The 24,883-nt window shown below is 58.7% G+C and carries 20 protein-coding genes, 1 tRNA gene and 1 pseudogene; 9 read left to right on the top strand and 13 right to left on the bottom strand.

What is annotated here, in order from left to right; translation table 11 throughout:
• Window positions 1–58: 58 nt before the first annotated feature.
• Together DKW72_RS15540 and DKW72_RS15535 are read right to left on the bottom strand one after the other, a co-directional pair.
• A complete protein-coding gene (locus DKW72_RS15540; RefSeq protein WP_111643310.1) occupies window positions 59–2,392 on the bottom strand; it encodes a GH32 C-terminal domain-containing protein in 2,334 nt (777 codons plus the stop codon).
• Window positions 2,393–2,474: 82 nt separating this feature from the next.
• On the bottom strand, window positions 2,475–4,991 hold the full coding sequence (locus DKW72_RS15535) for a hypothetical protein (protein ID WP_111643309.1): 2,517 nt from the start codon (window positions 4,989–4,991) through the stop codon (window positions 2,475–2,477).
• A 377-nt stretch (window positions 4,992–5,368) separates the two neighbouring features.
• On the opposite strand from DKW72_RS15535, the gene DKW72_RS15530 reads away from it, so the two are divergent.
• Window positions 5,369–7,000 carry an acyl-CoA dehydrogenase family protein gene (locus tag DKW72_RS15530; RefSeq protein WP_198411394.1) on the top strand — a complete coding sequence of 544 codons (1,632 nt, stop codon included), beginning with the start codon at window positions 5,369–5,371 and terminating at the stop codon, window positions 6,998–7,000.
• Window positions 7,001–7,079: 79 nt separating this feature from the next.
• On the opposite strand, the gene DKW72_RS15525 is transcribed toward DKW72_RS15530, so the two are convergent.
• The 6 genes and pseudogenes from DKW72_RS15525 to DKW72_RS15505 form a co-directional block, all read right to left on the bottom strand.
• Window positions 7,080–8,054, bottom strand: coding sequence for a glutathione S-transferase family protein (locus tag DKW72_RS15525; protein WP_111643308.1), 975 nt, complete (start codon window positions 8,052–8,054; stop codon window positions 7,080–7,082).
• Between the two features lie 262 nt (window positions 8,055–8,316).
• A complete protein-coding gene (gene ylqF, locus DKW72_RS15520) occupies window positions 8,317–9,252 on the bottom strand; it encodes a ribosome biogenesis GTPase YlqF (RefSeq protein ID WP_111643307.1) in 936 nt (311 codons plus the stop codon).
• 385 nt (window positions 9,253–9,637) lie between these two features.
• Window positions 9,638–10,954, bottom strand: coding sequence for an adenosylmethionine--8-amino-7-oxononanoate transaminase (bioA, locus tag DKW72_RS15515; RefSeq protein ID WP_111643306.1), 1,317 nt, complete (start codon window positions 10,952–10,954; stop codon window positions 9,638–9,640).
• Window positions 10,955–11,026: 72 nt separating this feature from the next.
• A complete protein-coding gene (locus tag DKW72_RS15510) occupies window positions 11,027–12,259 on the bottom strand; it encodes a methyl-accepting chemotaxis protein (RefSeq protein ID WP_408631118.1) in 1,233 nt (410 codons plus the stop codon).
• Window positions 12,260–12,277: 18 nt separating this feature from the next.
• A pseudogene (locus DKW72_RS16820) lies at window positions 12,278–12,598 on the bottom strand (PAS domain-containing protein); the annotation flags it as partial.
• A 254-nt stretch (window positions 12,599–12,852) separates the two neighbouring features.
• Window positions 12,853–13,626, bottom strand: coding sequence for a flagellar brake protein (locus DKW72_RS15505; protein ID WP_111643304.1), 774 nt, complete (start codon window positions 13,624–13,626; stop codon window positions 12,853–12,855).
• Between the two features lie 255 nt (window positions 13,627–13,881).
• Here DKW72_RS15505 and ttcA point away from each other — a divergent pair, with 255 nt between their 5' ends.
• The 3 genes from ttcA to DKW72_RS15490 are packed head-to-tail and all read left to right on the top strand — an operon-like array spanning window position 13,882 to window position 18,406.
• Window positions 13,882–14,754 (top strand): tRNA 2-thiocytidine(32) synthetase TtcA, encoded by an 873-nt coding sequence (ttcA, locus tag DKW72_RS15500; protein WP_111643303.1) that lies wholly within the window; start codon window positions 13,882–13,884, stop codon window positions 14,752–14,754.
• 55 nt (window positions 14,755–14,809) lie between these two features.
• Window positions 14,810–15,937, top strand: a complete 1,128-nt coding sequence (ald, locus tag DKW72_RS15495; RefSeq protein WP_111643302.1) for an alanine dehydrogenase — start codon at window positions 14,810–14,812, stop codon at window positions 15,935–15,937.
• A 12-nt stretch (window positions 15,938–15,949) separates the two neighbouring features.
• Entirely contained in the window at window positions 15,950–18,406 is a 2,457-nt protein-coding gene (locus DKW72_RS15490) for a putative bifunctional diguanylate cyclase/phosphodiesterase (RefSeq protein ID WP_111643301.1), read from the top strand.
• Here DKW72_RS15490 and DKW72_RS15485 read toward each other — a convergent pair.
• The 5 genes from DKW72_RS15485 to flgA form a co-directional block, all read right to left on the bottom strand.
• On the bottom strand, window positions 18,386–19,096 hold the full coding sequence (locus tag DKW72_RS15485; RefSeq protein ID WP_111643300.1) for a 16S rRNA (uracil(1498)-N(3))-methyltransferase: 711 nt from the start codon (window positions 19,094–19,096) through the stop codon (window positions 18,386–18,388). The genes DKW72_RS15490 and DKW72_RS15485 overlap by 21 nt on opposite strands.
• A 31-nt stretch (window positions 19,097–19,127) precedes the next feature.
• Window positions 19,128–19,204: transfer RNA gene (locus DKW72_RS15480), tRNA-Arg, on the bottom strand.
• Between the two features lie 74 nt (window positions 19,205–19,278).
• Complete coding sequence (locus DKW72_RS15475) at window positions 19,279–19,755, bottom strand: flagella synthesis protein FlgN (RefSeq protein ID WP_157960515.1); 477 nt, start codon at window positions 19,753–19,755, stop codon at window positions 19,279–19,281.
• Between the two features lie 101 nt (window positions 19,756–19,856).
• Window positions 19,857–20,171, bottom strand: a complete 315-nt coding sequence (flgM, locus tag DKW72_RS15470) for a flagellar biosynthesis anti-sigma factor FlgM (RefSeq protein WP_111643298.1) — start codon at window positions 20,169–20,171, stop codon at window positions 19,857–19,859.
• Window positions 20,172–20,318: 147 nt separating this feature from the next.
• Window positions 20,319–21,014 (bottom strand): flagellar basal body P-ring formation chaperone FlgA, encoded by a 696-nt coding sequence (gene flgA / locus DKW72_RS15465; RefSeq protein ID WP_111643297.1) that lies wholly within the window; start codon window positions 21,012–21,014, stop codon window positions 20,319–20,321.
• Window positions 21,015–21,205: 191 nt separating this feature from the next.
• Between flgA and DKW72_RS15460 the strand changes: the two genes are divergently transcribed.
• From DKW72_RS15460 to DKW72_RS15440, 5 genes are all read left to right on the top strand, one after another.
• Entirely contained in the window at window positions 21,206–22,162 is a 957-nt protein-coding gene (locus DKW72_RS15460) for a chemotaxis protein CheV (protein WP_111643296.1), read from the top strand.
• A 36-nt stretch (window positions 22,163–22,198) separates the two neighbouring features.
• The gene (locus DKW72_RS15455) at window positions 22,199–23,059 is read left to right on the top strand and encodes a CheR family methyltransferase (RefSeq protein WP_111643295.1); all 861 of its coding nucleotides are present in this window, start codon (window positions 22,199–22,201) and stop codon (window positions 23,057–23,059) included.
• A 196-nt stretch (window positions 23,060–23,255) separates the two neighbouring features.
• On the top strand, window positions 23,256–23,657 hold the full coding sequence (gene flgB / locus DKW72_RS15450; protein ID WP_111643294.1) for a flagellar basal body rod protein FlgB: 402 nt from the start codon (window positions 23,256–23,258) through the stop codon (window positions 23,655–23,657).
• A 23-nt stretch (window positions 23,658–23,680) separates the two neighbouring features.
• A complete protein-coding gene (gene flgC, locus DKW72_RS15445; protein WP_111643293.1) occupies window positions 23,681–24,127 on the top strand; it encodes a flagellar basal body rod protein FlgC in 447 nt (148 codons plus the stop codon).
• A 10-nt stretch (window positions 24,128–24,137) separates the two neighbouring features.
• Window positions 24,138–24,854: a flagellar hook assembly protein FlgD gene (locus DKW72_RS15440; RefSeq protein WP_111643292.1), complete on the top strand. Its 717-nt coding sequence runs from the start codon at window positions 24,138–24,140 to the stop codon at window positions 24,852–24,854.
• Window positions 24,855–24,883: the final 29 nt, after the last annotated feature.

Here is a 24,883-nt window from a genome sequence, read left to right as displayed (position 1 = left end):
CGAACAGTGCATTGACGTCCGGGTCGGTCGGGTTCGCGCTGGATAACCCGACAATGCATCAATGGGGTAACGCCAGATCCCAGGATTCGACGTTGAGAAACGTGGTCTCGCCCTGCTGGGACAGCAGATAGACATGATCACTGTGCTCGCCTTCAGGATAAATTCGGAACGAGAACGCGGCGCTGTCATTGATAAAGACATCAACGATCGAGTGGTCGATAAAGATGTGCAGACGTTCCGGTTTACCAAAAGCGGCCTCGTCATAGTCGCCCCTGAAAAAGCGCTTGTCTTCCACCTGGTCAGAAAAGCTGGAGCGGGTTTTATCCAGGACGACCTGCTGGCTATCAGCATCATAGAAGAGGCGCGTGCGCTCAGCGCCATCGGCCGAGCTGGCGATGATTACCCCGTATTGCCCCTGAGCGCTGTCGGCATCCACTTCAACAATGATTTCTTTCATACGTCCGCGAATGCCCGGGTCCTGTTGGCCTGATACCGAGCCCGGCGCTGTCTGGCTGTGGCTGTCCGCCACCCGCAGTGCTTCAAGCTCGGCAATAGGCCGCTGACCGAGCGTTTCGCGGTCGTCCATCAGATACCACTGGCGTGGGAAGCTGAAGGTATGGGTCCAGCCTGCATCCAGTTGCGCCTGAGAGGAGCGGCGTTCGTCAACAATGCCGATACCGACCGGCAGGCCGTCATCCCGGCGCGTGACTGTGGGGGACAGGTGTCCTTCAATCACATCCAGGTTTTTGGGGGTCAGGTAATCCGGCGTAAACCGATTGCCGTCCCAGCGGCCAGTCCAGTAGACCCCGCGGGTGGGCTTGTCTTGGTCATATTTGGAGACCTGTCCGCCGATCGGGTTGACCACCAGGACGTAGGTGTCGCCGTCAAGCTGTTCGAACACCGGCATTTCCCAAATATCCGAGCCGATATCCAGCTGGCTGAAGGCGACCGAGCCGGTAAAGCCGGTACGCCGGGTCCAGTTGAGCAGGTCGGTTGAGCGGTAGTAGTCGAGTGCGCCGCCGCCGGAAATCCGGGCACCAATCAGCATGTGCCAGGTGTCACCTTCTTTCCATAGGTAGGGGTCGCGGAAGTCCTGCACCGAGCTGGTGTCGATGATCGGGCCGAGCTTTTCCCAGTGGCGCAAGTCGTCGTCATCGCTGACGGCGACCGCAATGCCCGGATTAAAGCTGCTGCTATGGTTGACGTTGGTGTAGAACGCATAGGCGGTACCCTGGTCGTACACCACATCGCCGGACCAGATGCCTTTCATATCAAAACCCTGCGTGGGCGAATCCTCGAGCGTGGGCCTGAGGGCATCCTGGTCGTGTTCCCAGCTCACCAGATCATCAGACACCATATGGCCCCAGTGCATCTGGGTTTTAAAGGGCCCGTTGGGTGTGCGCTGGTAAAACATATGGTAGCGCCCATCGACCTCGATCAGGCCGTGGGGTTCGTTGGCCCAGTTGGCGGGGGGCATGGCGTGCAGGCGAGGGCGTTGCAGGTCATTGGCAAAACGGCTCTCGGGCACCACCAGGGCTTCGGTCATGGGGTCACTGGCAGCGCTCACACGCGTACTGTATTCCTCCTGGATCATCGCGCTGGTGCGCGCGCCCGGGTAGATGCGGGTTTCATCAAACGCGCCGTTGAGCGCGTTGACCAGGAAGATGCCCATGTAGGTGTCGTCATTGCTCTTACCGATCACCAGAGGCACGTTGGCCAAATTGATGGTGCTGTCTACCGGCACGGCTTCGTTGGCGACCTGGTCGCCGTTCAGATAGAGCCGAGCGTTTCCGTTGGGGGTATCGATGACCGCGGCTATATGGGTCCATTCGTACAGGGGAAAGGGTTCTTCCACAAACAGCGAATACTCATTGCCACTGACAAAAAAGCGGAATTCCCACTGACCAAAGGTGTTGATGTCGACGGAAAAGCCGGTCGCGCTACTGCGTTGATTGATAAAAGACGAGGGGGACAGGTGCGCGTGCGGCACCTCGTGATCGGACGGATAACTTTCCAGTGCAACCCAGCTCTCCACCGTCATGGTGCGCTGAATAGCCAGATTGATGTTGGTCGATATCCAGGTGGAAAAACCATCGGTTCTGAGCGCGCTGCCGTCGACGCCGGGCACCAGTTCGGGTGCCATAAACTGGTTCTCGACGGCGTAGTCGGTGTCGTTCGCCAGGTCGCGGACCCGTTGACCCTGAACCAGCTCGTTATAATCCAGATGGAAGACGGCTTCAGCATCGGGGGCGGGCACCTGGAATCCATTACCGTTGCCATTGCCGTTGCCATTGTCGGGGGCAGGGCCGCTGCCACCGCCGCCGCCACAGGCTACCAGCGCGAGTAATCCGGCGCAGGCGGTCAGTGAATGGAGTTTACTTTTGAAAAACATGTGCTAGACCTCTCGGGTTTATGACCGGACACAACAAGGCCCCGGACGCGCCGGGGCCGTTAAACGTGGCCGGAAAGCCGGTTTACTCCGGTGTATAGGCCTCACCGTTGCTCATGTGTACATGATCAAAGGTAATAAAACCGCAACCACCGGGTTCGTTGTCATAGATTTCGACTTTGACCGCTTGGCCAGCGTAATCGGACAGATCGATTTCCGACCAGTCGTGATTGCCGGACAGGTGTGATGGACCGCAGGAGTCGGGTGTGTAGCTGGCCACTTCGCTGTCGTCAGCGGCGAGCAATACCCGCAGGCCCACATCCGCATCGCCACCGTTACCGCCGCCCATCATGAACACCAGCAGTGGCTTGTCCGCATCGACGGTAAAGTCCGGCGAGGTCAGGGTGCCGGTCGGGGCGTCACAGCCGTCAGCATTGTGATTGAGCTCACAGGTGCTGACGGCGCCAGCGCCGATCCGGGCCGCTGCGTCAGAGCTTGTGGTGCCCTGCCAGGCTTCGCTGTCACCCGGCGAAGCAAAGTCACCCGTGGCGGTCCAGCCTTCGTCGTCGAGCGTCGCAATGGCATCATCAAAGCGGCCAATGACCCTCTCGTTGGAGTCCGCGTAGGGCAGCGAGGCATTGAAGCCGATGGACTGCAGTTGCTGGTCGTCGACAATGATCATGCCACCGTTGTTCATATCCACCGGCAGAATGCCGTCGTCCTCGAAGGGGTCGCGGTCGCTTTGATACAGGTGGTCAAAACTCAGGAAGCCACAGCCGCCGTCTTCTTCATCGTAGAACTGGTAGTGAACCATGGCATTCATCAGGTTGGACTGGTCGATAAAGGTCCAATCGTCGTTGCTCTCGATATGCGAGGGGCCGCATTTGGCAGACGTATAGTTGTGAACTTCATTGCCGATGGAGTCGAGAATACGCAGTCCGACCGGTGCGTCACCGTTGCCACCCAGCATCAGGAAGTAGATATAGTCTTCAATGATTTTTGTGATGGGTGACGTCAGTCGACCGGTGGGTGCGTCGCAACCTTCAGCGTTGTCATTGATTTCGCAGGTGCTGATTGCTGCCAGCCCAACGCGCGCGGAGCCGCTGCTCGCGGTGGTGCCTTTCCAGGCGTTGTCATCGGCGGGATTGGCAAAGGCGCCGGTGCCGGTCCAGCCGTCTTCGATCATTTGTGTCGGGCTGTCAAAGCTGCTGATGACACGGTCTTCATCGAAGGCGTCGGGGGCGACGTCGACATTCTGGCTTTGGAACTCTGCAGGAATTTCTGCGATACCTGCCGAGCCCGGTACTACCTGATCGCCACTCTCGCCGGTGAAGCTTTCGCTACCGGTCTGATAAGCGTGATCGATACTGATGTAGCCGCACTCCTCGGTGGAGTCGTCGACGATTTCCAGACGAATACGCTGACCCTGAATATCGCTGACGTCAAACTGATGCCAGTCCTGGTCACCGGTCATATACGGACTGGTGCAGGTTTCCGGCGTAAAGCTTGCCAGCACTTCACCGCTTGATGCATTCAGCAAGTTGATGGCGACATCCTGGTTGCTCTCTGAACCGCCCACCGCAAGAAAGCGGATATAGTTTTGTGCGACGGTAAAGGGTGCTGACACAATGCGGCCAGTCAGAGATTCGCATGCGGCTTCGCCGGTGGCGCAAGAGGAGAACGCACGTTCGCCGATGCGGGCGGCAGCGGGATCTGCAGAGGGACCTTCCCAGGCATCAGCGCTTTGCGGATCGGCGAAGTCGCCTTCGGCCTGCCAACCTTCGCCACCCTCATCAATGCTCGCAACCATGCGCAGGGCATCGTCAAAACGGCTGATAATATTGGCGCCAGAGTCGCTGGGCAGGCTGACATTGACGGCTTCCAGGGGCGGTGCGGCCTGCGCGCCGAGGTTCCCGATAGCGCTGCCGCTTTGATAGAAGTGATCGAAGCTGATAAAGCCACAACCGCCTTCTTCGTGGTCAAAGAGGAACAATTGTACCTCTTCGCCGCGCAGGGCACTGACATCCAGATGATGCCAGTCGTCATCGTCGGTAATGAACGCTCGGCCGCAGCTGTCGGGCTGGAAGGACACCAGCACTGACTCATCGTCAGCGGAGCGCAGCTCCAGGCCCACGTCGGTGGCGCCGCCGGTCATCAGGAAGTTGATGTAGTCCGATTCGACGGTGAAGGGTGGTGTCAGAATCGAGCCGGTATTGGAGTCACAGTCGTTGCCGCCAATTTCACAGGTGCTGACCGCTCGCTGGCCGACCCGCGCCGCTTCCGGCCGGTTAGTGACCCCGCGCCAGTCATTGACGTCGGCAAAGATGCCCGACAGTACCCAGCCGTTGGCGGGGTCTTGCATGAAGGCCACGTCTTCGAAGTCGGCGATCACATTGTCAAACAGCTCGGGATCGTCATTGGTGACGTTGACCAGAACCTCGCCGTTGTCGCCGTCGGGATCTTCGTCTTCGGGAATTTCGTAAACGGGTTCATATTCGTCTTCGTAGTCCTGGTAGCTGGTGGAAGATCCTCCACAGGCTACCAGAGCCAGACAGCTCAGCCCCACGAGTAGGGACTCGGGCCAGAATTTAGGCTTGTTCATAGCGTTACCCTCGTTATTTGAATTGGTTTTGCGCGTAGCGCCCCTTGCTGCTCCGCCTGCGGAGTAAGCTGTGAGGTGCGATACCTACTAATTTATATAACTGTGATATAAAAATCAATGGTGATGTTTTTCAAAGGTAAAATAAATAAAAAATGATATATATAACAATAAGTTAAATGCATGCTAATTATATAACTAAATGATAAGTAAGTTTTTTATATGCGTAATAGGCTGAAAAGAGAAGCGTGAAGGTTGGGGGACACATCGCCGATTACAGCGGTGAGGGCGCTGAGAATTCAGTGCGGAAGGCTATACTGAGGGGTGATCGAACTGCACAACATGGATTTATCCGCTGAGATTGTGCCGGGAGGCTTACCATGAATAAATCCGAAGAACCCCGGATCGGAGCATTCCGAGCGACGGCAGAGACCCACAGCGTGCACAACGTGGTGCCGGTGTTTGAAGACTACAACGCCTGGGCGGGCGACCCATCGCTCCGGCAGGCAATGAAAATGCTTGGCGGCGAGGCTTTGGGGGAGGTTTTGAGCGACTACGGTGCTCACACCGGCTCGGCCGCGATGATTGCTCGGGGTTTTACCGCCAACGCCCATCCACCGGTGTTATATACCCACGATCGGGTAGGGCAGCGTATCGATCGGGTTGACTACCACCCCGCGTATCACGAGCTGATGGCTGATGCGATCGGCAGGGGTATTCATGCTCTGCCCTGGGACGGCACCGGCAGCCACCTGGAGAGGGCTGCCATGCTCTATTTGCAGACCCAGGTGGAGCAGGGCCACGGCTGCCCGCTGACCATGACCTTTGCCAGTGTTCCGGTGCTGCGCCAGGTGCCCGAGATCGCTGATACCTGGCTGCCCAGGGTGCTATCCCGCCACTACGACCCCAGAGACTTACCCATTGAGCGCAAGCGGGGTGCCACCATCGGTATGGCCATGACCGAAAAGCAGGGTGGTTCGGATGTGCGCGCCAATACCACCTTTGCCCAGCCGGTGAGCGAGCCCGGGAGTGGGCGGCTGTACGAGCTTGTTGGGCACAAGTACTTCATGTCGGCGCCGATGTGTGATGGTTTTCTGACCTTGGCGCAGACCGAAGAAGGCCTGTCCTGCTTTCTGGTGCCGCGGTGGTGTCCGGACGGACAGAAGAATCGACTCTACCTGCAACGGCTGAAAAATAAACTGGGCAATATCTCCAACGCGTCGAGCGAAGTGGAATTTCGGGCGGCCCAAGGCTGGTTGATTGGGGAGCAGGGGCGCGGTGTCGCGACCATTCTGGAAATGGTGGCCCTGACCCGCTTTGACTGCACGGTGGCCTCGGCGGCGGCCATGCGCCAGGCGTTTGTCCAGGCCCGGCACCACTGTGAGTATCGTGAGGCGTTCGGTGCGCGCTTGAGTGAGCAGCCGTTGATGCGCGCGGTGCTGACCGACCTGGAACTGGAAAGCGATGCGGCGCTGGCGTTGTCATTGCGCCTGGCGGCGGCGCTTGATCGTGCCGCTGAGCCTGCTGAGCGCGCCCTGTTTCGTCTGGGGGCAGCGCTGGGGAAATACCGGGTATGTAAACAGGTGCCGGCCCACAATCATGAGGCGATGGAGTGTATTGGCGGTAGTGGTGTCATGGACGAGCACCTGTGCGCGCGCTTGTACCGAGAGGCACCCATCAATGCGATTTGGGAGGGCAGTGGCAACGTCCAATGCCTGGATATATTGCGTATCCTGGAGCGCACACCCGACTGTTTGGCAGACTGGCGACTGCGGGTCAGTGAGGCGCGCTCGGAGGTTCCCGCGTTAGCGGCGTTGATGGCGTCGGTGGACGAGCTGCTGGGTCTGGATGCCCCAACGTTGGTTTACCATGGGCGTCGACTGGGGGATCTATTGGCGCTGGGGTTGCAGACGGTGTGTTTGAGTCAGCTGTTATCCCCGGCTCGGGCTCGCTTGTTTGCCGAAAGCCGCTTGCAAGCCGGGCGGGGAAACTATGGGAGTTTTGGGGTTTAGTGACCATTGTCTCCAGTAGGTCGGATTAGCGCAGCGTAATCCGACATCTGAGGTACCAAACCGCCACCTGGCAGCTGGGCTAGCGGTTGTGCGGCAGGGTAAAATCCAGCTCCGGCCCTTCGGGCACAATCCGGGTCGGGTTAATGGTGTCGTGGCTGTAGTAGTAGTGGTGCTGGATATGATCGATATGCACCGTTTCTGCGACGCCCGGCCACTGGTACAACTGCCGGACATAGTTGGACAGGTTGGGGTAATCTTCAATCCGATTGCGATTGCATTTGAAGTGGCCGTGGTACACCGCATCAAAACGCACCAGCGTCGTAAACAGCCGCCAGTCAGCTTCGGTAATTTCGTCCCCCGTCAAGAATGCCTGTTTACCCAAAATCCCTTCGACCTCATCGAGCGCACCAAACAATTTCCGGTACGCCTGCGCATACTTCTCCTGCTTGGTGGCGAAGCCTGAACGGTAAACCCCGTTGTTGATATTGTGGTAAACGGTTTTGTTGATCGCGTCGATCTTGTCTTTCAGCGTCTCCGGGTAGAAGTTTTTGGGGTTTTTGGCGATATCTTTAAAGCCGGTACAAAGCATGCGAATGATTTCCGCCGACTCGTTATTGATGATCTTCTCTTCCTGCTTATCCCACAGCACCGGCACAGTCACGCGCCCGGAGTACTGGCTGTCGTGTTTGGTGTATACCTGGTGCATGCAGTCGAAGCCGTAGAGCGGGTCCTTGTCGGTCCCGAAGGTGTCGTCCTTTTTGAACTCCCAGCCCTTGCTCAGCATGTGCGGGTGCACCACCGCTACGCTGATAGCATCTTCCAGGCCCAGCAGTTTGCGAAAAATCAACGTCCGGTGCGCCCAGGGGCAAGCGTAGGATACATACAGGTGATAACGCCCGGCCTCGGCTTTGTGACCTTTCTGGCCGTCAGGGCCGGCGCTGCCATCGGGCGTCACCCAGTCGCGAAACTGGGCGTCTTCACGAATGAATTCGCCACCGGTTTTCTCGGTGTCGTACCACTCGTCGTGCCATTCGCCTTTCACTAAAAGTCCCATAACTGCTCCTGATATGTGGTTTGTGTTCGCGTTGATTGGGTGTGGTGGCGGTGCTTCGGGTTGCGCTGCGCGGGACGCGCCGTAAACCCATCCTTGGGGGCTCGACGCCCGCATCCCTGCGGGCGACGGTCCCACGCAGCGCAACCCGAATCACCTTCTCATCCGACCAACGCGCTGGCGGTTGTTGTACTCTACGATAGTTGAGCCGGTCTGGGCGCCGCAAGCGTGGGCTATTACCCAACTTTACGGGGTGTACAGCCTACTAGCGGCGATTCTTCTTGGTACGTTGCTTCCGCACCCGATCCCGCTCCGCCTTCTCCTGTGCCTTCCGCTCATCCTCCTCCCTCGCTGCCGCAATCTCCCGCTCCACCTGCTCAGGGGTTTCCAGCGTCAGCGGCCCAAGCATCCCGTCGCGCAACTCCTTGATCAGCAGTGTCGACACTTTCTGCAGCTCCACACTGCCGCCCTTGCGCACACAATTGCGCTGAACGCCGATCGCTTCCAGCAATTCCAGGTCGGTTTCCGGGAGGATGTTGATGCGGTAGCGCTCTTTGACGCGCTCCGGGTAGTGCCGGAGCAGCAGGTCGGCGGCAAAGAGTGCGATATCCTCATACTCGAACGCTGTGTCCTTGATGGCGCCGGTAATGGCCAGTCGATAGCCGCATTCCGGCGGGCTGAGTTTGGGCCAGAGAAAGCCCGGGGTGTCGGTCAGGACCATATCGTCGTCCAGCTTGATTCGCTGCTGGGCCTTGGTGATACCCGCTTCGTTCCCGGTTTTGGCCACCTGGCGTCCGGCCAGCGTGTTGATCACCGTCGACTTGCCGACGTTGGGCACCCCGAGAATCAATGCGCGCACGCCCCGGGTCTCCAGTTTGCGTGCGGAGGTCAGGGAGCGGCACAAGGCAGGGAGTTGACGTACCTTGTCGGCCTCTTTGGCGTTGAGGGGCAGGGCGGTGATGCCCTGCTCCTGCTCCAGGTGTTCGATCCAGGCCCGGGTCAGTTCCGGGTCTGCGAGGTCGGCCTTGTTGAGCAGCTTGATACAGGGTGTGTTGCCGCGCAGGGCCGGCACCAGGGGGTTCTCGCTGGAGAAGGGGATGCGGGCATCCACCAGCTCGATGATGACGTCCATGCGCGGCATGACCTCGGCAATTTCTTTGCGGGCCTTGTGCATGTGTCCGGGGAACCAGTTGATTGCCATAAATGTGTGTCTTCAATAAGTGTTGGATTGGGCATACCTTTCAGGCTGGGTGCCGCCTTGTCGGATTACGCCCTGCGGGCTAATCCGACCTACTTGAACATTGGTGCCTTGGGTCGAGTTGGGTGCCGCCTTGTCGGATTACGCCCTGCGGGCTAATCCGACCTACTTGAACATTGGTGCCTTGGGTCGGGCTGGGTGCCGCCTTGTCGGATTACGCCCTGCGGGCTAATCCGACCTACTTGAACATTGGTGCCTTGGGTCGAGTTGGGTGCCGCCTTGTCGGATTACGCCGGCGGGCTACTCCGACCTGCTGGATACGGTGTGCCATTGTTTGTGTAGGTCGGATTAGCGCAGCGTAGTCCGACACCTGAGGCACCGCACGACGTTAAACATCGTCCGAATCCAAATACCCGGCCAGTACGGCATAAATGCCCGACGTCAGCGCCGTCAAATCCGTCTCTGATATCACAAACGGCGGCATGATATACACCAGTCTGCCAAAAGGGCGCACCCACACACCGGCATCGACAAAGCGCGGTTGGATCACCGCCATATCCACCGGCTCGGCCAGCTCAATCACCCCGATGGCGCCGAGCGCCCGCACTTCAGCCACGCCGGGCAGGGACGCGCAGGCAGCCAGTTCACGGCGCAATTGTGCCTCAATCCGTTGGACATTATGTTGCCAATCGCTTGCCAGCAGCAATTCAATGCTGGCATTGGCCACCGCGCAGGCCAGGGGGTTGCCCATAAAGGTGGGGCCGTGCATAAACACCCCGGCCTCACCCTCACAGATGCCCTGGCTGACCTTGTCCGTGCACAGAGTGGCGGCCAGGGTCATATAGCCGCCGGTCAGAGCCTTACCCAGACACAGAATATCCGGAGTGATGCCCGCGTGCTCACAGGCGAACAGCTTGCCGGTGCGACCGAAGCCGGTGGCGATTTCATCGGCGATCAGCAAAACGTCATGCTCATCGCACAGGGCGCGCACCCGGCGAAGAAATTCGGGGGAATAGAAGCGCATACCGCCAGCGCCCTGGACGATCGGTTCCAGAATCACCGCGGCCAGCTCGTCCTTGTGGTCGGCGAGCTGGCGCGCGATATCCGCCACGCAGGCGTCGTCCCAGGGATCGTCAAAGGGACTGTCCGGGGCCTCGGCAAACAGCTGTTGGGCGAGCGTATCGCTGAACAGGTGGTGCATGCCTGTGACCGGGTCACAGACCGACATGGCGCCAAAGGTATCGCCGTGGTAGCCGCGTTTGAACGCCAGCAGGCGGCGCTTGTTGGCGAGACCCTGAGACTGCCAGTACTGGATCGCCATTTTCATGGCCACCTCCACTGACACCGACCCGGAATCTGCCAGAAACACTTTATTCAGGCCCGCTGGCGTCAGCGCTACCAGTTGCTGGGCCAGGCGCGCTGCCGGCGCGTGGGTCAGACCGCCGAACATCACATGGGCCATATCGTCGAGCTGGTCGCGAATCGCCTGGTTGAGTACCGGGTGGTTATAGCCGTGGAGCATACTCCACCAGGATGACATGCCGTCGATCAGCGTGCGGCCGTCGGTGAGCGTCAGGCGCACACCCTCGGCGCGGGCGACCGGGAACACCTCGGTGGGATGGGTAAAGGATGAGTAGGGGTGCCAGATGTGCTCGCGATCGATGGCGAGTAGCTGCTCCTGGCTTAGCGGGGTCTGGTTGCTCATGGCGCCTGCGTGCTTGGTGAATGTCAGCCCCCTAGCATAGCGCAGATGGGGCTGGCATTCACCCGGGCAGCCTTAATCGAAGCGGTCTACCAGCAGGAACTGCTTGCGTGAAAGCTCGGCCATCTCCTGGTTCAGGCGGTTGGCCTCGGCAATTTCCGCCTGGGTACGGTTGGAAATCCGGCTGATATTGTCGGTGTTGCTCTCGATGTCTTTGGCGGTGACCGATTGCTCTTCGGCGGCCGCCGCAATCTGGTGGGACATCTGGTCAATGGTGTTGACCGCCCCGACGATGGCATCCAGAGCCTGGCGGACGTTAGCCATCTGCTTGACGCTGGTGTCCACCTGAGATTGGCAGCTGTCCATATTCAGACTGGCTTCTTCGGTAGCCTTGTTGAGATTGCCGATCAGTTTCTGGATGTTGCCGGTTGAATCCTGCGTGCGCTGAGCCAGGGTGCGCACCTCGTCGGCCACGACCGCGAACCCGCGTCCCTGCTCCCCGGCGCGCGCGGCTTCGATGGCGGCGTTAAGCGCCAGCAGATTGGTCTGTTCGGCGATGCCGCGTATGACATCGACAACGGTTCTGATCTCACTGCTGTCGGCCATTAACCGGTCGAGTACTTGGCTCAGGTTGCCGACATTGGTGGACAGCTCGCCAATGGCCCGGCTGGCGGCCTCAATCACCTGGCCGCCGCTGGATACCTCGGCGATTGCCTCGCTGGTGGCGCTCGACGTCTGCGTAGCGCTGCCCGCAATTTCCTGTACCGCGATGGCCATCTGTTGCATGGCGTTTACCACCGCATCGGTTTCCCGGCGCTGTTCGTCCATACCTTGATGGGTTTTTTCGGCTTGAGTGCTGGCGGTGTCACTTTGGTGGCGAAGCTCCTTGGCAGACTCGGTGAACCGGCCCAGAGCGGTGCGCAGTCGGGCGCGCAGGGCGAGCTGGCCTAGATAGATCTCACCGGTGACGTCCTGGCGCCCGGTATAGATGTAAGCGGCCAAGGGGTCGTCAATGACTTCGCGTGCCTGCTCCAGCGCAGGCTTCAGGTTGTTGCGATAAAGCAGTTGGGCAAAGAGCGTCAGCACGCCGCTGAACAGGACCGCCGACAGGAGCACGGAGGCACTGAAGAAACCGGTGGTAAGCGCCCCCAGTCCGAGTATCAGGGTACCCGCAAGGGTGGCGAGGGCAGGAGCGGCGAGTCTGCGCGACCCGGTTTCCAGCGCCGAATAGGGCGACTTGCCTGCCTTCAGGCGTTGATAGACACGCTCGGCGCGCCTGACGCGCTCCGGATCAGGCTTGACCCGCACGGATTCGTACCCGGCGATCTGCCCCTTGTCCTTGAGAGGGGTGACATAGGCGTCCACCCAGTAGTGGTCGCCGTTCTTGCAGCGATTTTTGACGATGCCCATCCAGGGTTTACCGGCCTTGAGGGTCGTCCACATGCCGGCAAAAACCGCTTCGGGCATCTCCGGGTTGCGCACGATATTGTGGGGCGCACCCAAAAGCTCATCCTCAGAGAAGCCGGATATATTGATAAAGGTCTGATTGCAAAAGCGGATGACTCCGCGGGTGTCCGTGGATGAAACCAGCTCGTCTCCCGCGGCAACGGGGATGTTCCTGCCTGTAACTGCTCCATTATTGCGCATAGCGATTTGGCCTGGCTATAGGGTGAGTCCGTCGGTGCCACCAAGGGGGTACCTCTTCGGTGGGCTGTCGCGTCTACTAGAGCTTGTCGGCAAGCGGGCCGCAAAGTTTACGCTTTTCTTCGAGCGCAAGTGACGTTTGTCGGATTACGCCCTTTGGGCTAATCCGACCTACTGGAAACAGGGTGCCATGGTTGGAGTAGGTCGGATTAGGCGCAGCCGTAATCCGACACCTGAGGCACCGCGCGTCAACGGGGCTATGCCGCTCTCGTGCTGCCAACCGCGAGGCTCAACTGAACATTGACGAAGCGGGTCAGTTGCTCCCGTTGCTCCGGTGTCAGCTCGGCGAACTCGAGGCTCACTTGAGTGTGTCGATAGGGGCTGCGGGCCAGGCGCAGGTTGCGCACTCGGGCGCGGCAGCGCAGGGTGAATTGTTGATCCAGGGGCACCTCAACCAAAGTGAGCAGCGTATCCCGGCGCAGTAGGTGCTGTTGATTGCCGGGTAGTGCGATGCGCATACCCCCAGCGGAGAGGTTGAGCAGACGGCCAAAGCTTGGCTCTTCGTAGTTGGCTCTCATCTTGACCCGCAGTGGCGCATAGTCCGGGACTTGCCAGCGGGGCGACTGCCGCCGGGGTTGATAGCCCAAAACCTCGGGTAGTGCCAGAGCAAAACCCGTGGCGCCAAAGCTGGCGCCGAGCGCCAGAAGCGGGCCGCCAAAGTTCAGTGATTCCCAGCCCCGCTGGTGCTGTACGTCAATACTGTCGCCCGGCAGCAGTGCCTCAAAGCGCGGGAATAGATCGTCGAGCCAGATCAGCCCCCGTTCCGTATCCACCGCCAGAATCATGCTCTGAAAGCGCTGCGTTTCTCCCTCAATACGCACTTCCAGCAACTGGTGTTGATGGGCGAGATTGAGCAGCAGTTGCTCGGCTCTGCTGGGCTGTTGAGCTCGCGCACCGGGGGTGGGCGCTTGCGACGGGGCGCCGGACTTGCGCCCAGCCAGCTTTTGAATCACGTTTTCAAAAAGGGTCATTGCGATACTCCGGTTAATCGCGACGTCTTGTTGAGAGAAGTAAAGCAAGGCTTGTGCCAGTCGCGGGTAGTGCCGGTTAATGGGGGCTGCAGCCTTTTTTGAAGTAAACGCCGGGTCATCGGGCGGCAATGGAGGGGCAGGCTTTTGCCATCGGGCGGCAAACCCGGAACCAGCGTTTCCAGCGGAGCTTAAAATCCGTACAATAGCGGCTTTTCACCCCACGCCGCGCGATTCGGCCAGCCTCAGAGTTTGACCATGAGTACACCTCCCCCAGTGCGCCAAGCGCGCCTCGACCACAATAAGCTGCAAAAACGCCTGCGCCGCCAGGTCGGGCAAGCGGTTGTCGATTACAACATGATTGAGGATGGCGACAAGGTGATGGTATGTCTGTCCGGGGGCAAGGATTCCTACGGCATGCTCGATATCCTGATGAGCTTGCAAAAAACGGCTCCGGTGAGCTTTGAGCTAGTGGCTGTGAATATGGACCAGAAGCAACCGGGCTTTCCCGAGCATGTGCTGCCCAATTATCTGGATACCCTGGGGGTGCCTTACCATATCGTTGAGAGGGACACCTACAGCATCGTCAAGGAGGTGATACCCGAGGGCAAGACCACCTGCGGTCTGTGCTCCCGGCTGCGGCGAGGCACGCTCTACGGGTTTGCCGACGAAATTGGCGCGACCAAAATCGCCCTCGGCCACCACCGGGACGACATGATCGAAACCCTGTTTCTGAACATGTTTTACGGTGGCAAGCTTAAAGCCATGCCGCCCAAACTGCTTTCGGACGACAAACGCAATATCATCATCCGGCCCCTGGCTTACTGCAAGGAGCAGGACCTGATGCACTACGCCGAAATCAAAGGCTTTCCGATCATTCCCTGCAACCTGTGCGGCTCTCAGGAAAACCTCCAGCGTCAGGTGATCAAACAGATGCTGCATGACTGGGAGCGTGAGAACCCCGGGCGCACAGAAACCATCTTTTCGGCCATCAAGAATGTGGCACCTTCGCAGCTGGCTGATATCGCCTTGTTCGATTTTGCCGGATTGCGGGCGAATAGTGGCGCGGGTGTCGAGGCGCAATCAGCGCACGATCCGGTGCGAGAGTTTGTGCCTGCCGTACAACTGTAAATAGCTGAAGCTTCTATACTGCCAGTAACGTCGAGTGTTTTAACGGGAGTTGGCTATGCAGGTGGGCGTACCCAAAGAGGTCAAACAGGACGAGTATCGGGTCGGGTTGACGCCCGCCGGGGTTCAGGAACTCATTCGGGGAGGCCATCGGGTCTGGGTGGAGCGCGGTGCTGGGGCGCGGGTCGGGTTCAGCGATCAGGTCTATCGCGATGCGGGGGCCGAGATTGCCGCGAATGCCGAGGAGGTTTTTTCCCGAGCGCGACTGATCGTCAAGGTCAAGGAGCCCCAGCCCGAGGAGTGCGCCCTCCTGCGTGCCGATCACCTGCTATTCACTTATCTCCACTTGGCTGCTGAGGCCGCCCTGGTCGAGCGCCTGCAGGCTTCGGGGGCAGCCGCCATTGCCTATGAGACCGTCACTCAGGCTGATGGCGGTCTGCCCTTGCTGACGCCCATGTCGGAAGTGGCCGGGAGACTGGCGGTGCAGGCGGGTGCGCACCACTTGGAGCTTGCGCAAGGTGGACGGGGTGTCCTCCTTGGGGGAGTGCCCGGTGTCGCGCCTGCACAGGTTGTCATTGTCGGCGGCGGTGTGGTGGGCACGGAGGCGGCGCGAATCGCGTTGGGAATGGGCGCACAGGTCACCTTGCTGGATACGTCGCTGGCGCGTTTACGCACACTGGACAAGCTTTTCGGCGGGCGGGTACACTGTGAGTATGCCACCGGTGCTCTGACCGAAGCGCGCGCTCTCACGGCCGATCTGGTGATTGGTGCGGTTTTGATACCCGGCGCCTCAGCCCCGAAATTGTTGAGCGAAGCCCAGGTGCGGAAGATGCAGCCCGGCAGCGTGTTGGTGGACGTAGCGATAGATCAGGGAGGTTGTTTCGCCACCTCTCGACCCACAACCCACGCCCAGCCCACCTTTACGGTGAACGGTGTCGTGCATTATTGTGTCGCCAACATGCCCAGTGCGGCGGCGCGCACGGCGACCCTGGCGTTGACGAACGCCACACTCCCTTTCGTTCAGGCACTGGCGGATCAGGGGTTAGACGCATTGGCGGCCGACGCGCATCTGCGCGCAGGCCTCAATATCTGTGCCGGTCAGGTGACTCACTTGGCGGTAGCCGAATCGCTGGACTTGCCGTTTACCCGGCCAGACCGTGTGCTGAATGATCAGCTCAGTAGGTGATGACAAGGTCAAATGAACGATAATAACGCACCGACAATTTTTCAGGGCATCTCATTCCAACTCGCCAAAATCGGAATCATTATTGCGGTTGTGCTGGGCTTGGTGATCAGCTCGGCGCAATTCTATCTGGGTTTTCGTTTGCAGCTCAGTGAATTTGACGAGCTGATGCAGCGCGTCATACAAGTCGCGACGCCGCCCGCAGCACGTTCAGTTCACACCCTCGATGACGACCTGTCGGCCGAGGTGGTGGCTGGGCTGCTGGTGTATGACTTTGTCACTGAGGTGACGATTACTGATGAGCTGGGGAATGTCCTCGCCAGCGGCGCTACGCCGGTCCGTGACAGTGGTACCCGCTGGCTTACGGCGCTGTTGACTGAAGGCGTGCGTCAGTATGCTTCCTACCTGATTATTCCCGGCTACGGTCAGGAGACGGCCGGCAGCATCTATCTCGAAGTTGACGTCGACCAAGCGTTGTCGGGTTTCTATGGCCGGTCTGAACTGGGGGTGGTGACCGGCTTCCTGCGCAATATGCTGTTGGTGGTATCGCTATTTATCGTCTTTTATCTGTTGCTGACCAAGCCTCTGGTGCGCCTGGCGCGAGAGATTCGCAGCATCAATCCGGATCGCCCCGGGGTGCGGCGTTTGACCAGTTTACCGGGGCGTAAGGACGAGCTGGCACAGTTGGTCAGTAGCAGTAATCAACTCCTGGATGTGGTGGAGTTGTCCTTGGCCAAGCGCCGGGCCGTAGAGCTGGCGCTGCGTAAGAGTGAAGAGCATGTCCGTCAGATTATCGATCGACTGCCGGTGATGATCGGCGCGCGCAATGTGTCTGGCTACTACCTGTTTGCCAACAAGTCCCTGGCGGATGCACTGGGCTATACCCCGGAGGAGATGCGCAATATTCACGTACGTCAGCTGCTTGGCGATACCCAACAGAACCTCGACTCGCTGATGGCGCAAGATGCGCGCGTGATCAATCGTCAGGAAGAGATTGATATCGCCGAGGAGGCCTTTACTACCGCGACTGGTGAACAGCGTTTTCTGCAGACGCATGTGATGCCTCTGGCGTTTTATGACGAGACGGTGGCGCTGGTGGTATCGGTGGATATTACCGAGCGCAAAAATGCCCAGGCCAAGATGGAATTTATGGCGCACCACGATGCGCTCACTAACCTGCCCAATCGGATCCAGTTGATCGAGCGCCTGGAACACGAGATCCGCCGCGCTGAACGTCATGGCTACTATGGTGCTGTGCTCTTTATCGATCTGGATCAGTTCAAGAATATTAATGACTCGCTCGGCCACCCAGTGGGTGACAAGGTGCTGAAAGAGGTTGCCCAGCGGCTGGTCGGGACAGTGCGCGACGAGGATCTGGTGGTGCGCTTGAGCGGCGATGAGTTTGTGGTACTGCTCACTGTGCTGGACCAGGATATCTCCACCGCCGCACTGCGCGCCGGCGAAATCAGTGAGAAAATTCGCCGGGTGGTCTCTCAGCCCTACCAGCACGACAATCTGGATCTGCGGGTCACCTGCAGTATTGGTGTGGTGGTTTACCCGGATCGCAACAACAGTGTTCACGAGCTGTTGCGCTACGCCGACACCGCCATGTACCAGGTCAAGGAAAAGGGCCGCGATGCCATCGAGTTTTTCAATGAAGATATGGCAGACCGGGTCAGCCGCCAGCTGATTATGGAAGGGGATCTGCACCGCGCGATCGACGACGACCAGTTTGAGCTCTATTTTCAGCCCAAGGTGGATATGGGCAGCGGGCAAATTGTTGGCGCCGAGGCGCTGCTGCGCTGGAATCATCCGGAAAAAGGGCTGATATCGCCGGCAGACTTTATTCCTGTTCTGGAGACCTCTGGGCTGATTCTGGACGTTGGTCAATGGGTCGTCGAGGAGGCGTGTCTAACTCTGTGTGATTGGCAAAAACGTGGAGTATGGCGTCGGGGTATGCGCTTGAGCATTAACATCAGCCCGCGTCAGTTCCGGCGCACTGCCTTTGCCGAAGATGTTCTGGCGATGCTCGATCGCTATCCTGTGCCCGAGCATTCTCTGGAAATGGAAGTCACCGAGGGTATTATCATTCAGCGTATTGACGAAGCGATTGATACCATGGAGCAATTGGTCGCGCGCGGTGTCAGTTTTTCATTGGATGATTTCGGGACTGGTTACTCGTCAATCAGTTATCTGAAGCGCTTGCCGGTGAGCGTGCTAAAGATCGACCAGAGTTTTGTTGCGGATATTATTGAGGATCGCAACGACCGTGTGTTGGTGGAAACCATTATCACCATGGGGCGCCTGCTGGGCATGGAAGTGGTAGCTGAGGGCGTTGAGCAGGAAGCCCAGTTCGATATTCTTCAGCGCTATGGATGCCATTTTTACCAGGGCTACTTCTGCAGCCCCCCGCTGCCAAAAGCCGCCTTTGAGGCGCTGTGTGAAAAATGGTTAGAAGAGGCGACCCAGTAAGAAAGTCACAGCTGTCTCTACCCGCTGAATGCGTGGACCCAGGTGCACGGGCGCCAGGCCGGCAGCGCGTAATTTCTCGATCTCGTAATCAATGAATCCACCTTCCGGGCCGATGGCCAAGAGGGTCGGTTGCGCTACCTGTGCGGGGCAGGGCTCGGCGTCGTAGGGATGGGCGACCAGCGCCAACCTGTCCTGCGTCAGTGCGGGTAGTTGGTCTTCAACAAAGCCTCGAAAGCGCTTTTCAAAGCGGACCTTTGGCAGTTGCGTCGCGCCGCCCTGTTCCAGCCCCAGCAGTAACTGTTCCGCAATGGCCTCCGGCGCCAATAGCGGCGTTTGCCAAAAGCTCTTTTCCACCCGTTTACTGTGCAGCAAAATGAGTTCTTGTACCCCGAGCGTGGCCACGGTCTGGAAAATGCGTTTGAGCATCATCGGGCGGGGCAGTGCCAATACCAGAGTCAGAGGCAGCATGGGAGGCGGCTCCCGTTCCTGTGTGATCTGCAGGACGATCCCGTCCTGGTCCAGGGTGATGATTCGGCCGCGTCCCAGGGCGCCGTTGAGCACGCCTACACGAAGCTCATCACCCGGCTGTGCCCGATGCACATCGCGTATATGCGTGCAGCGGCGGGCATCGCGCAGGTGTGCAACGTCCGGCTGCGTAAAATCATCCGGGTGAAGAATAATCAGATTCATGGGCAAGTCGCAGGGCTCAGCGGGCGGAGAGTGGCGTCCTCGGCAGGAATTGAACCTGCGACCTGCCGCTTAGGAGGCGGCTGCTCTATCCAACTGAGCTACGAGGACGTCGTTGCAGGGTGCAATCCTACCCATCCGGTAGGGTTTGCACAACTGCCGCCGCTGGTTCGCGTGGGGGAGGGTCAGGCTTTGGTGACCGTATGGCCATCCTTTTTGGGGGTGGTACCGCCCTTGGCGGTGTAAAGTTCCGGCTCCAGAGATTGGCCGCGCATCAGGCTGATCAGCTGCTCCAGGGTCTTGCGTGAGCGTCCGATCAGTCGACCGTTGATTTCATTGAGTTCCTGACACTGCGCAAAGGTATCGGCCAGCGCGTGCCAGGGTTCAATCAAGGCTGTGGTGGTATCGCGGCTGTTGAGGAAATCGCTCCAGCTTTTCAGACCGGCTTGTTCAAGCCATTGTTGCCGTTCACGGGCGTGCTTGACCAGTATCGCCTGGAGCTCGTCTTTGCGGACAATCAGGGGTACCAGGGCTTCAGTATCCCGGGCTTCCAGGAGCGACCGCTCCTGTTCAAGCAGAGCCTTGAGCTCGTGAATCGCACCGGAATCGGTGTTGAGCTGCTCGCGCAGCAGCGAGAGCGAGGGCAGGGGTGTGTGCGGCATACAGCTGCTCCGGTGCATAACAGGGCCAGTGGCGGGAGTACCGCCGATCATAAGGGCCGCCTGCTCGGTTGGGGAGGCGAGCGCGGCCCGTGGACAGACAATCAGTTCAGCAGTTCATCCTGACGCAGCATGTTTTCTGCAATGCGCTCGGCGTTGACTTCAAAGCGGCCGTCGGCAATGGCCTGCTTGAGGCTGGCGACGCGTTCGCTGTCAACGTCCGGCAGGTCGTTGATACGGCCCTGCAAGCGTTGAAGGCTCTGTGCCTCCTGGCTGAGAACCACGCGATCTCCGCTCGCCGGGGCATCGCTTTTGGCGGCCGGTGCGGGTGTGCCGCTATTGCCGGTGGCCTGGCTACGTTGTCCACCCGTAGGCTGGGTGTGGTTTTTAATACCGTTACTGTTTGAATCGATAACCATAATCTGTTCCCCAACATTCTGGCTTGTTTACACAGGAGTGTGCACTGGATGCACCTTCTCTGCATGGGTTAACGGCCAGGGTACATATAACTTTAATCTTTTTTTGCGCTAAATGTGCGCCGGTTCAAATTATAAGGGCAAGCCGGTCTACAGCTGACTTAATACCCGGCCCGGTGCCACCACTTCGCCTCGGACAATACGGTCGGACTGGCTGTTGCGTACCCGGATTTGCTGGCCCAGACGGCCGTTGGCCATAGCGGTGCCCGTGGATGTGACCGAAATACCCCCTGACCGTGCTTCAATCACCACCTCGTCGCCTCGTTGGACCAGCATAGGGGCATCGAGGAGGCCAGATCGTAACGCATCGCCCCGGCTCAGCGGGCGGCGCAGCTCGCGCCCTACGGCACTTTCCAGATTATCCAGATGGCCCTGGCGCAGGGTGCTGGTATTGACCATTTCCAGGGTCACATCTGCCTCCGTCAACTGTGCGCCCCGCTCTAGGTTGTGTGCGGCAACCACCACCGGATGGTACAGAGCCACCTGGGATGGAACGTAAAACGCCCAGCCCGGCTCAGCGCAACGGACATGAACGCTGACGTTACCGCCCCGTTGCTGGGGATCGTTGACCGACAGTTCCGGGGTCTCCTGGCATTCGGGCAAGGTCAGGCGCCGATCCAGGTTGCTCACCTGCACGTCGATGCGGGCGGCATCGGTACTCATATACTGGGTGTGCAGAAAGGCCGTCACCTGCTCATGCAGCGCGCCAAGATCGGCGTGTTGTGCGGTTGCTGGCGCCGCAAGCAGTGAGACCCAAAGGTACAGAAAAACGCGAAAAATGCGCATTTTTAGCCTATCCTCAACCTAGTGGCTGGCGCGTGGTTTTTCTCTACGCCAAACCGTAATATGCTCTAAAGAGTGACGGTTTTCAGCCGTTAACCTCAACTGATCAGAATTAAAGCAATAACTGTGCCGCGACCCAGGTTGGCGAGTGGCGCAAGAGACGCAGTAAACGATTCATAAGATGGGGGCAAGACATGGCCGGAGTAATGGACAGTGTGGACCAGCGTACGCAGCTGGTGGGGCAGAATCGCCTGGAGCTTTTGCTGTTTCGGTTGTCGGGCCAGCAGATGTACGGCATCAATGTGTTCAAAGTGCGCGAAGTGCTGCCGTGCCCGCCACTCAGCGCTTTGCCGGGCCGGAGCCAATTGGTGCGCGGGGTGGCCCATATTCGTGGCGGTACCCTGTCAATCATGGATATGAACCAGGCCATTGGCCGTGGACCGCTTAAGGATGACGGCAACAGCTTTGTGATCATCACCGAGTATAACCGCACTGCCCAGGGCTTCCTGGTGCGAGGGGTTGACCGTATTGTGAATATGAACTGGAGTGAGATTCACCCGCCCCCGAAGGGGACCGGCAAAGACAATTATTTGACGGCGGTGACCGAAGTCGACGGTAAATTGGTCGAAATTGTCGATGTCGAGAAGATTCTTGCCGAGGTTTCCCCGGCGATGGACAGGGTGAGCGAGGGGGTCGTAAGCGCGAACCTGGCCAGCCAGGTGCTGGAAAAACCGGTCTTGGTGATCGATGACTCCAGTATCGCGCGCAAGCAGGTCAAGCGGGTGCTCGATTCCATGGGGGTCAAAACCCTGCTCAAGGAAAACGGCAAGGAGGCGCTGGACTACCTGAAGGCCATTGCCGCCGAGGGCAAAAACCCGAAAGATGAGGTTCTGATGGTCATCTCCGATATCGAGATGCCGGAAATGGACGGCTATACTTTTACGGCCGAGGTGCGCAACGACCCTAAACTCGCGGGCCTTCATGTTATCCTGCATTCGTCGCTCAGCGGCGTGTTCAACACCAGTATGGTGAAAAAGGTCGGCGCCGATCACTTTCTGGCCAAGTTCCACCCCGACGAGTTGGCCAAGATGGTCAACGACTATGTGGTAGATACCACAGGGCAGGACATCCAGGGCGCGCCTACCCGCTAGGTGTGCACATCCCGATACGAAGGCCACAATGCAGTTATGACGGATAAGACCTCTACAGTGACCGAGACCTTTGATCGAGCGGAGTTTGATCACTTCCGCCAGTTTCTTCAGGATGCCTGCGGTATTGCCTTGGGGGACAACAAGCAGTATTTGGTATCCAACCGGATTCGGCGGATTCTGGAGGAGCACCGCCTGAGCGCCTTCAGCGATCTGGTGCGGGTACTCAAGCAGAACGGTAATCGACGCCTGCGTGACCAGGTGATTGATGCCATGACCACCAATGAGACATTCTGGTTTAGGGACACTTACCCCTTTGAACACCTGCGGAACAAACTGTTACCCGAGCTGATGAGTGGCGAGCGGCGCAATGACGGGCCAGTGCGAATCTGGTCGGCGGCTTGCTCGTCAGGGCAAGAGCCTTATTCCATCAGTATGATGGTGGAGGAGTTCAAGCGCCAGCGCATGGGGGCGCTGGCGCGCCCGGTACAGATTGTTGCGACGGACCTGTCATCCATCGTGATGGACCAGGCCCGACGCGGTGAGTACGACCGGCTGTCGGTGGTACGGGGGTTGTCGCCCGAGTTTCGCGATCGCTATTTCGACAGCCCGCAGGACAACATCTGGCGGGTCAAGCCGATGATTCGTGACCGAATCGAGTTCAAAGCCTGGAATCTGCTCGATCCCTACTCAGGCCTGGGGCGCTTCGATGTAATTTTTTGCCGCAATGTCCTGATTTACTTCGACGTTGATCTCAAGCGGCGCATCCTTCTCAAACTGCACGGGGCACTCAAGCCCGGTGGCATCCTGTTTCTGGGCTCCTCCGAGGGGCTGGCGGGCATTGGTGACAAGTTTGAGATGCAGCGTGGCGATCCCGGTATCTTCTACAAGGCTATCTGATACGGCGGTAAACCCTTGCCGCTTTGCCATCCTGGCTGCTCATCGCAGCGCCTTCCTGATTTCGAAAATTCCATTAAAACAATAGCTTAGAGAAATTCCTGTGCGTTGGCACAGGGGTTGCATTGACTCACCTATAGCGACCCGAGCGGCAAATTGGCCCCGGGCGGTAACCTGAAAGACTGAGGTGAGTAGCACAATGAGCATTTCCTTTTCCAATGCCCTGGGCATCCACGAGTCGGCGTTCAAAGTTCGCGCCCAGCGCGCATCGGTGCTGGCGGACAACCTGGCAAACGTGGACACGCCCAACTACAAGGCCCGCGATCTGGACTTCAAGGCGGCGATGGCCGCTCAAAGTAATCCGTCGAGCCGCTTTAGCCTTAATACCACCCAGTCCGGGCACCTGCCGGCGCGCGGATTTCTCGACAATGATCCGAGCAAAGCCTACCGCGTGCCCACTCAACCTTCCATCGACGGCAACACCGTTGAGGAGCATGTCGAGCACGCCGAATTCATGAAAAACGCGTTGGAGTTTCAAGCCAGCTTCCAGTTTCTCAACAGTCGATTCAAAGGCCTGCTGTCCGCCCTGCGCGGCGAGTAAGTCCGATACGCGGAGATTATCCTATGGCACTCGGTACGATTTTTGACATCGCCGGCAGCGGCATGAACGCCCAGAGCGTTCGTCTCAATACCACCGCCAGCAATATGGCCAACGCCCAGACCGCCAGCTCGAGCGTGGATCAGGTCTATCGTGGACGTCAGCCGGTGTTCGCTTCCGTCCAGGAGCAGGCGATGCGCATGGCGCTGGGCGGGGAGGGCGGCGATCGCCACCCCGACGCCAGTGCTGGCGTCCAAGTCATGGGTATTGTGGAGAGCGATGCGCCCCTGCAGCGACGCTACGAGCCGCACCACCCGCAAGCCGATGAAGAAGGGTATGTGTTCTATCCAAACGTTAATGTGGTCGAAGAAATGACCAACATGATTTCCGCATCCCGCTCGTTCCAGATGAATGTCGAAGTGATGAACTCCGCCAAACAAATGGTCCAGCGTGCTTTGACTCTGGGACAGTAAGGGGGAGTGTATGAGCCAGGTCGATAACAATCAGTCAGTCAATCATATTCTGAGCCATCTGGATATGGGCAACAAATTCAAGGACGAGCGCAAGGACAACGAGCTGGGGCAGAGCGCTTTTCTGGAGCTTATGATCGCGCAGCTCAACAACCAGGATCCACTTAGCCCGCAGGAAAACAGCGAGTTCGTGGCCCAGCTGGCGCAGTTCAGTTCGGTCGAAGGACTGGAGCGGCTGAATGAAAACTTTGATGGCTTTGCCAACAGTTTCATGTCCAGCCAGGCTTTGCAGGCGTCCTCGTTGGTGGGGCGCTCGGTGAGCGTGCCGAGCAACAGCACCCAGTTGCAGGAAGGCGGCATTGTCTCTGGCAGTGTCAAGCTCGATGCCACCACCACAGATATGCGCATCAACATCTATGACTCAATGGGTTCGCTCGCAGCCCAGGTGCCGGTGGGTTACGCCGAGGCCGGAGATAACATTTTCCGTTGGGACGGTCACCGCATGGAGGTTAACGGTAAGCTCCTGGATTGGAGTGCAGGGGAGGAGCCCTTCCCACCTGGCGACTATCGTTTTGAGGTGCTGGCTACGCAGGAGGGTGAGGTAGAGCAACTCGAAACCGCACTCAGCGCCAACGTCAACAGCGTCACCTTGGGCAAAGATGGGCGCTTGATTCTCAACTTGGCGGGCATTGGCCCAGTCAGTATGACCGAAGTCAAACAGTTCAACTAAGCGGCCCCTGGCCAACCGGTAAAATCAGG

The organism is Marinimicrobium alkaliphilum, from assembly GCF_003259155.1.
In the GTDB taxonomy this organism is placed as follows: domain Bacteria; phylum Pseudomonadota; class Gammaproteobacteria; order Pseudomonadales; family Cellvibrionaceae; genus Marinimicrobium_A; species Marinimicrobium_A alkaliphilum.
The sequence above is the reverse complement of the archived record's forward strand: the minus strand, read 5'-3'. Positions and strand labels throughout refer to the sequence as shown.

Coding starts and splice junctions, on each gene's coding strand:
- flgC (WP_111643293.1), top strand. CDS start 23,681: ATGGCACTCGGTACGATTTTTGACATCGCCGGCAGCGGCATGAACGCC.
- DKW72_RS15530 (WP_198411394.1), top strand. CDS start 5,369: ATGAATAAATCCGAAGAACCCCGGATCGGAGCATTCCGAGCGACGGCA.
- ttcA (WP_111643303.1), top strand. CDS start 13,882: ATGAGTACACCTCCCCCAGTGCGCCAAGCGCGCCTCGACCACAATAAG.
- ylqF (WP_111643307.1), bottom strand. CDS start 9,252: ATGGCAATCAACTGGTTCCCCGGACACATGCACAAGGCCCGCAAAGAA.
- DKW72_RS15505 (WP_111643304.1), bottom strand. CDS start 13,626: ATGACCCTTTTTGAAAACGTGATTCAAAAGCTGGCTGGGCGCAAGTCC.
- flgB (WP_111643294.1), top strand. CDS start 23,256: ATGAGCATTTCCTTTTCCAATGCCCTGGGCATCCACGAGTCGGCGTTC.
- DKW72_RS15440 (WP_111643292.1), top strand. CDS start 24,138: ATGAGCCAGGTCGATAACAATCAGTCAGTCAATCATATTCTGAGCCAT.
- flgA (WP_111643297.1), bottom strand. CDS start 21,014: ATGCGCATTTTTCGCGTTTTTCTGTACCTTTGGGTCTCACTGCTTGCG.
- bioA (WP_111643306.1), bottom strand. CDS start 10,954: ATGAGCAACCAGACCCCGCTAAGCCAGGAGCAGCTACTCGCCATCGAT.
- DKW72_RS15485 (WP_111643300.1), bottom strand. CDS start 19,096: ATGAATCTGATTATTCTTCACCCGGATGATTTTACGCAGCCGGACGTT.
- DKW72_RS15455 (WP_111643295.1), top strand. CDS start 22,199: ATGACGGATAAGACCTCTACAGTGACCGAGACCTTTGATCGAGCGGAG.
- DKW72_RS15540 (WP_111643310.1), bottom strand. CDS start 2,392: ATGTTTTTCAAAAGTAAACTCCATTCACTGACCGCCTGCGCCGGATTA.
- DKW72_RS15460 (WP_111643296.1), top strand. CDS start 21,206: ATGGCCGGAGTAATGGACAGTGTGGACCAGCGTACGCAGCTGGTGGGG.
- DKW72_RS15475 (WP_157960515.1), bottom strand. CDS start 19,755: ATGCCGCACACACCCCTGCCCTCGCTCTCGCTGCTGCGCGAGCAGCTC.
- ald (WP_111643302.1), top strand. CDS start 14,810: ATGCAGGTGGGCGTACCCAAAGAGGTCAAACAGGACGAGTATCGGGTC.
- DKW72_RS15525 (WP_111643308.1), bottom strand. CDS start 8,054: ATGGGACTTTTAGTGAAAGGCGAATGGCACGACGAGTGGTACGACACC.
- DKW72_RS15535 (WP_111643309.1), bottom strand. CDS start 4,991: ATGAACAAGCCTAAATTCTGGCCCGAGTCCCTACTCGTGGGGCTGAGC.
- flgM (WP_111643298.1), bottom strand. CDS start 20,171: ATGGTTATCGATTCAAACAGTAACGGTATTAAAAACCACACCCAGCCT.
- DKW72_RS15490 (WP_111643301.1), top strand. CDS start 15,950: ATGAACGATAATAACGCACCGACAATTTTTCAGGGCATCTCATTCCAA.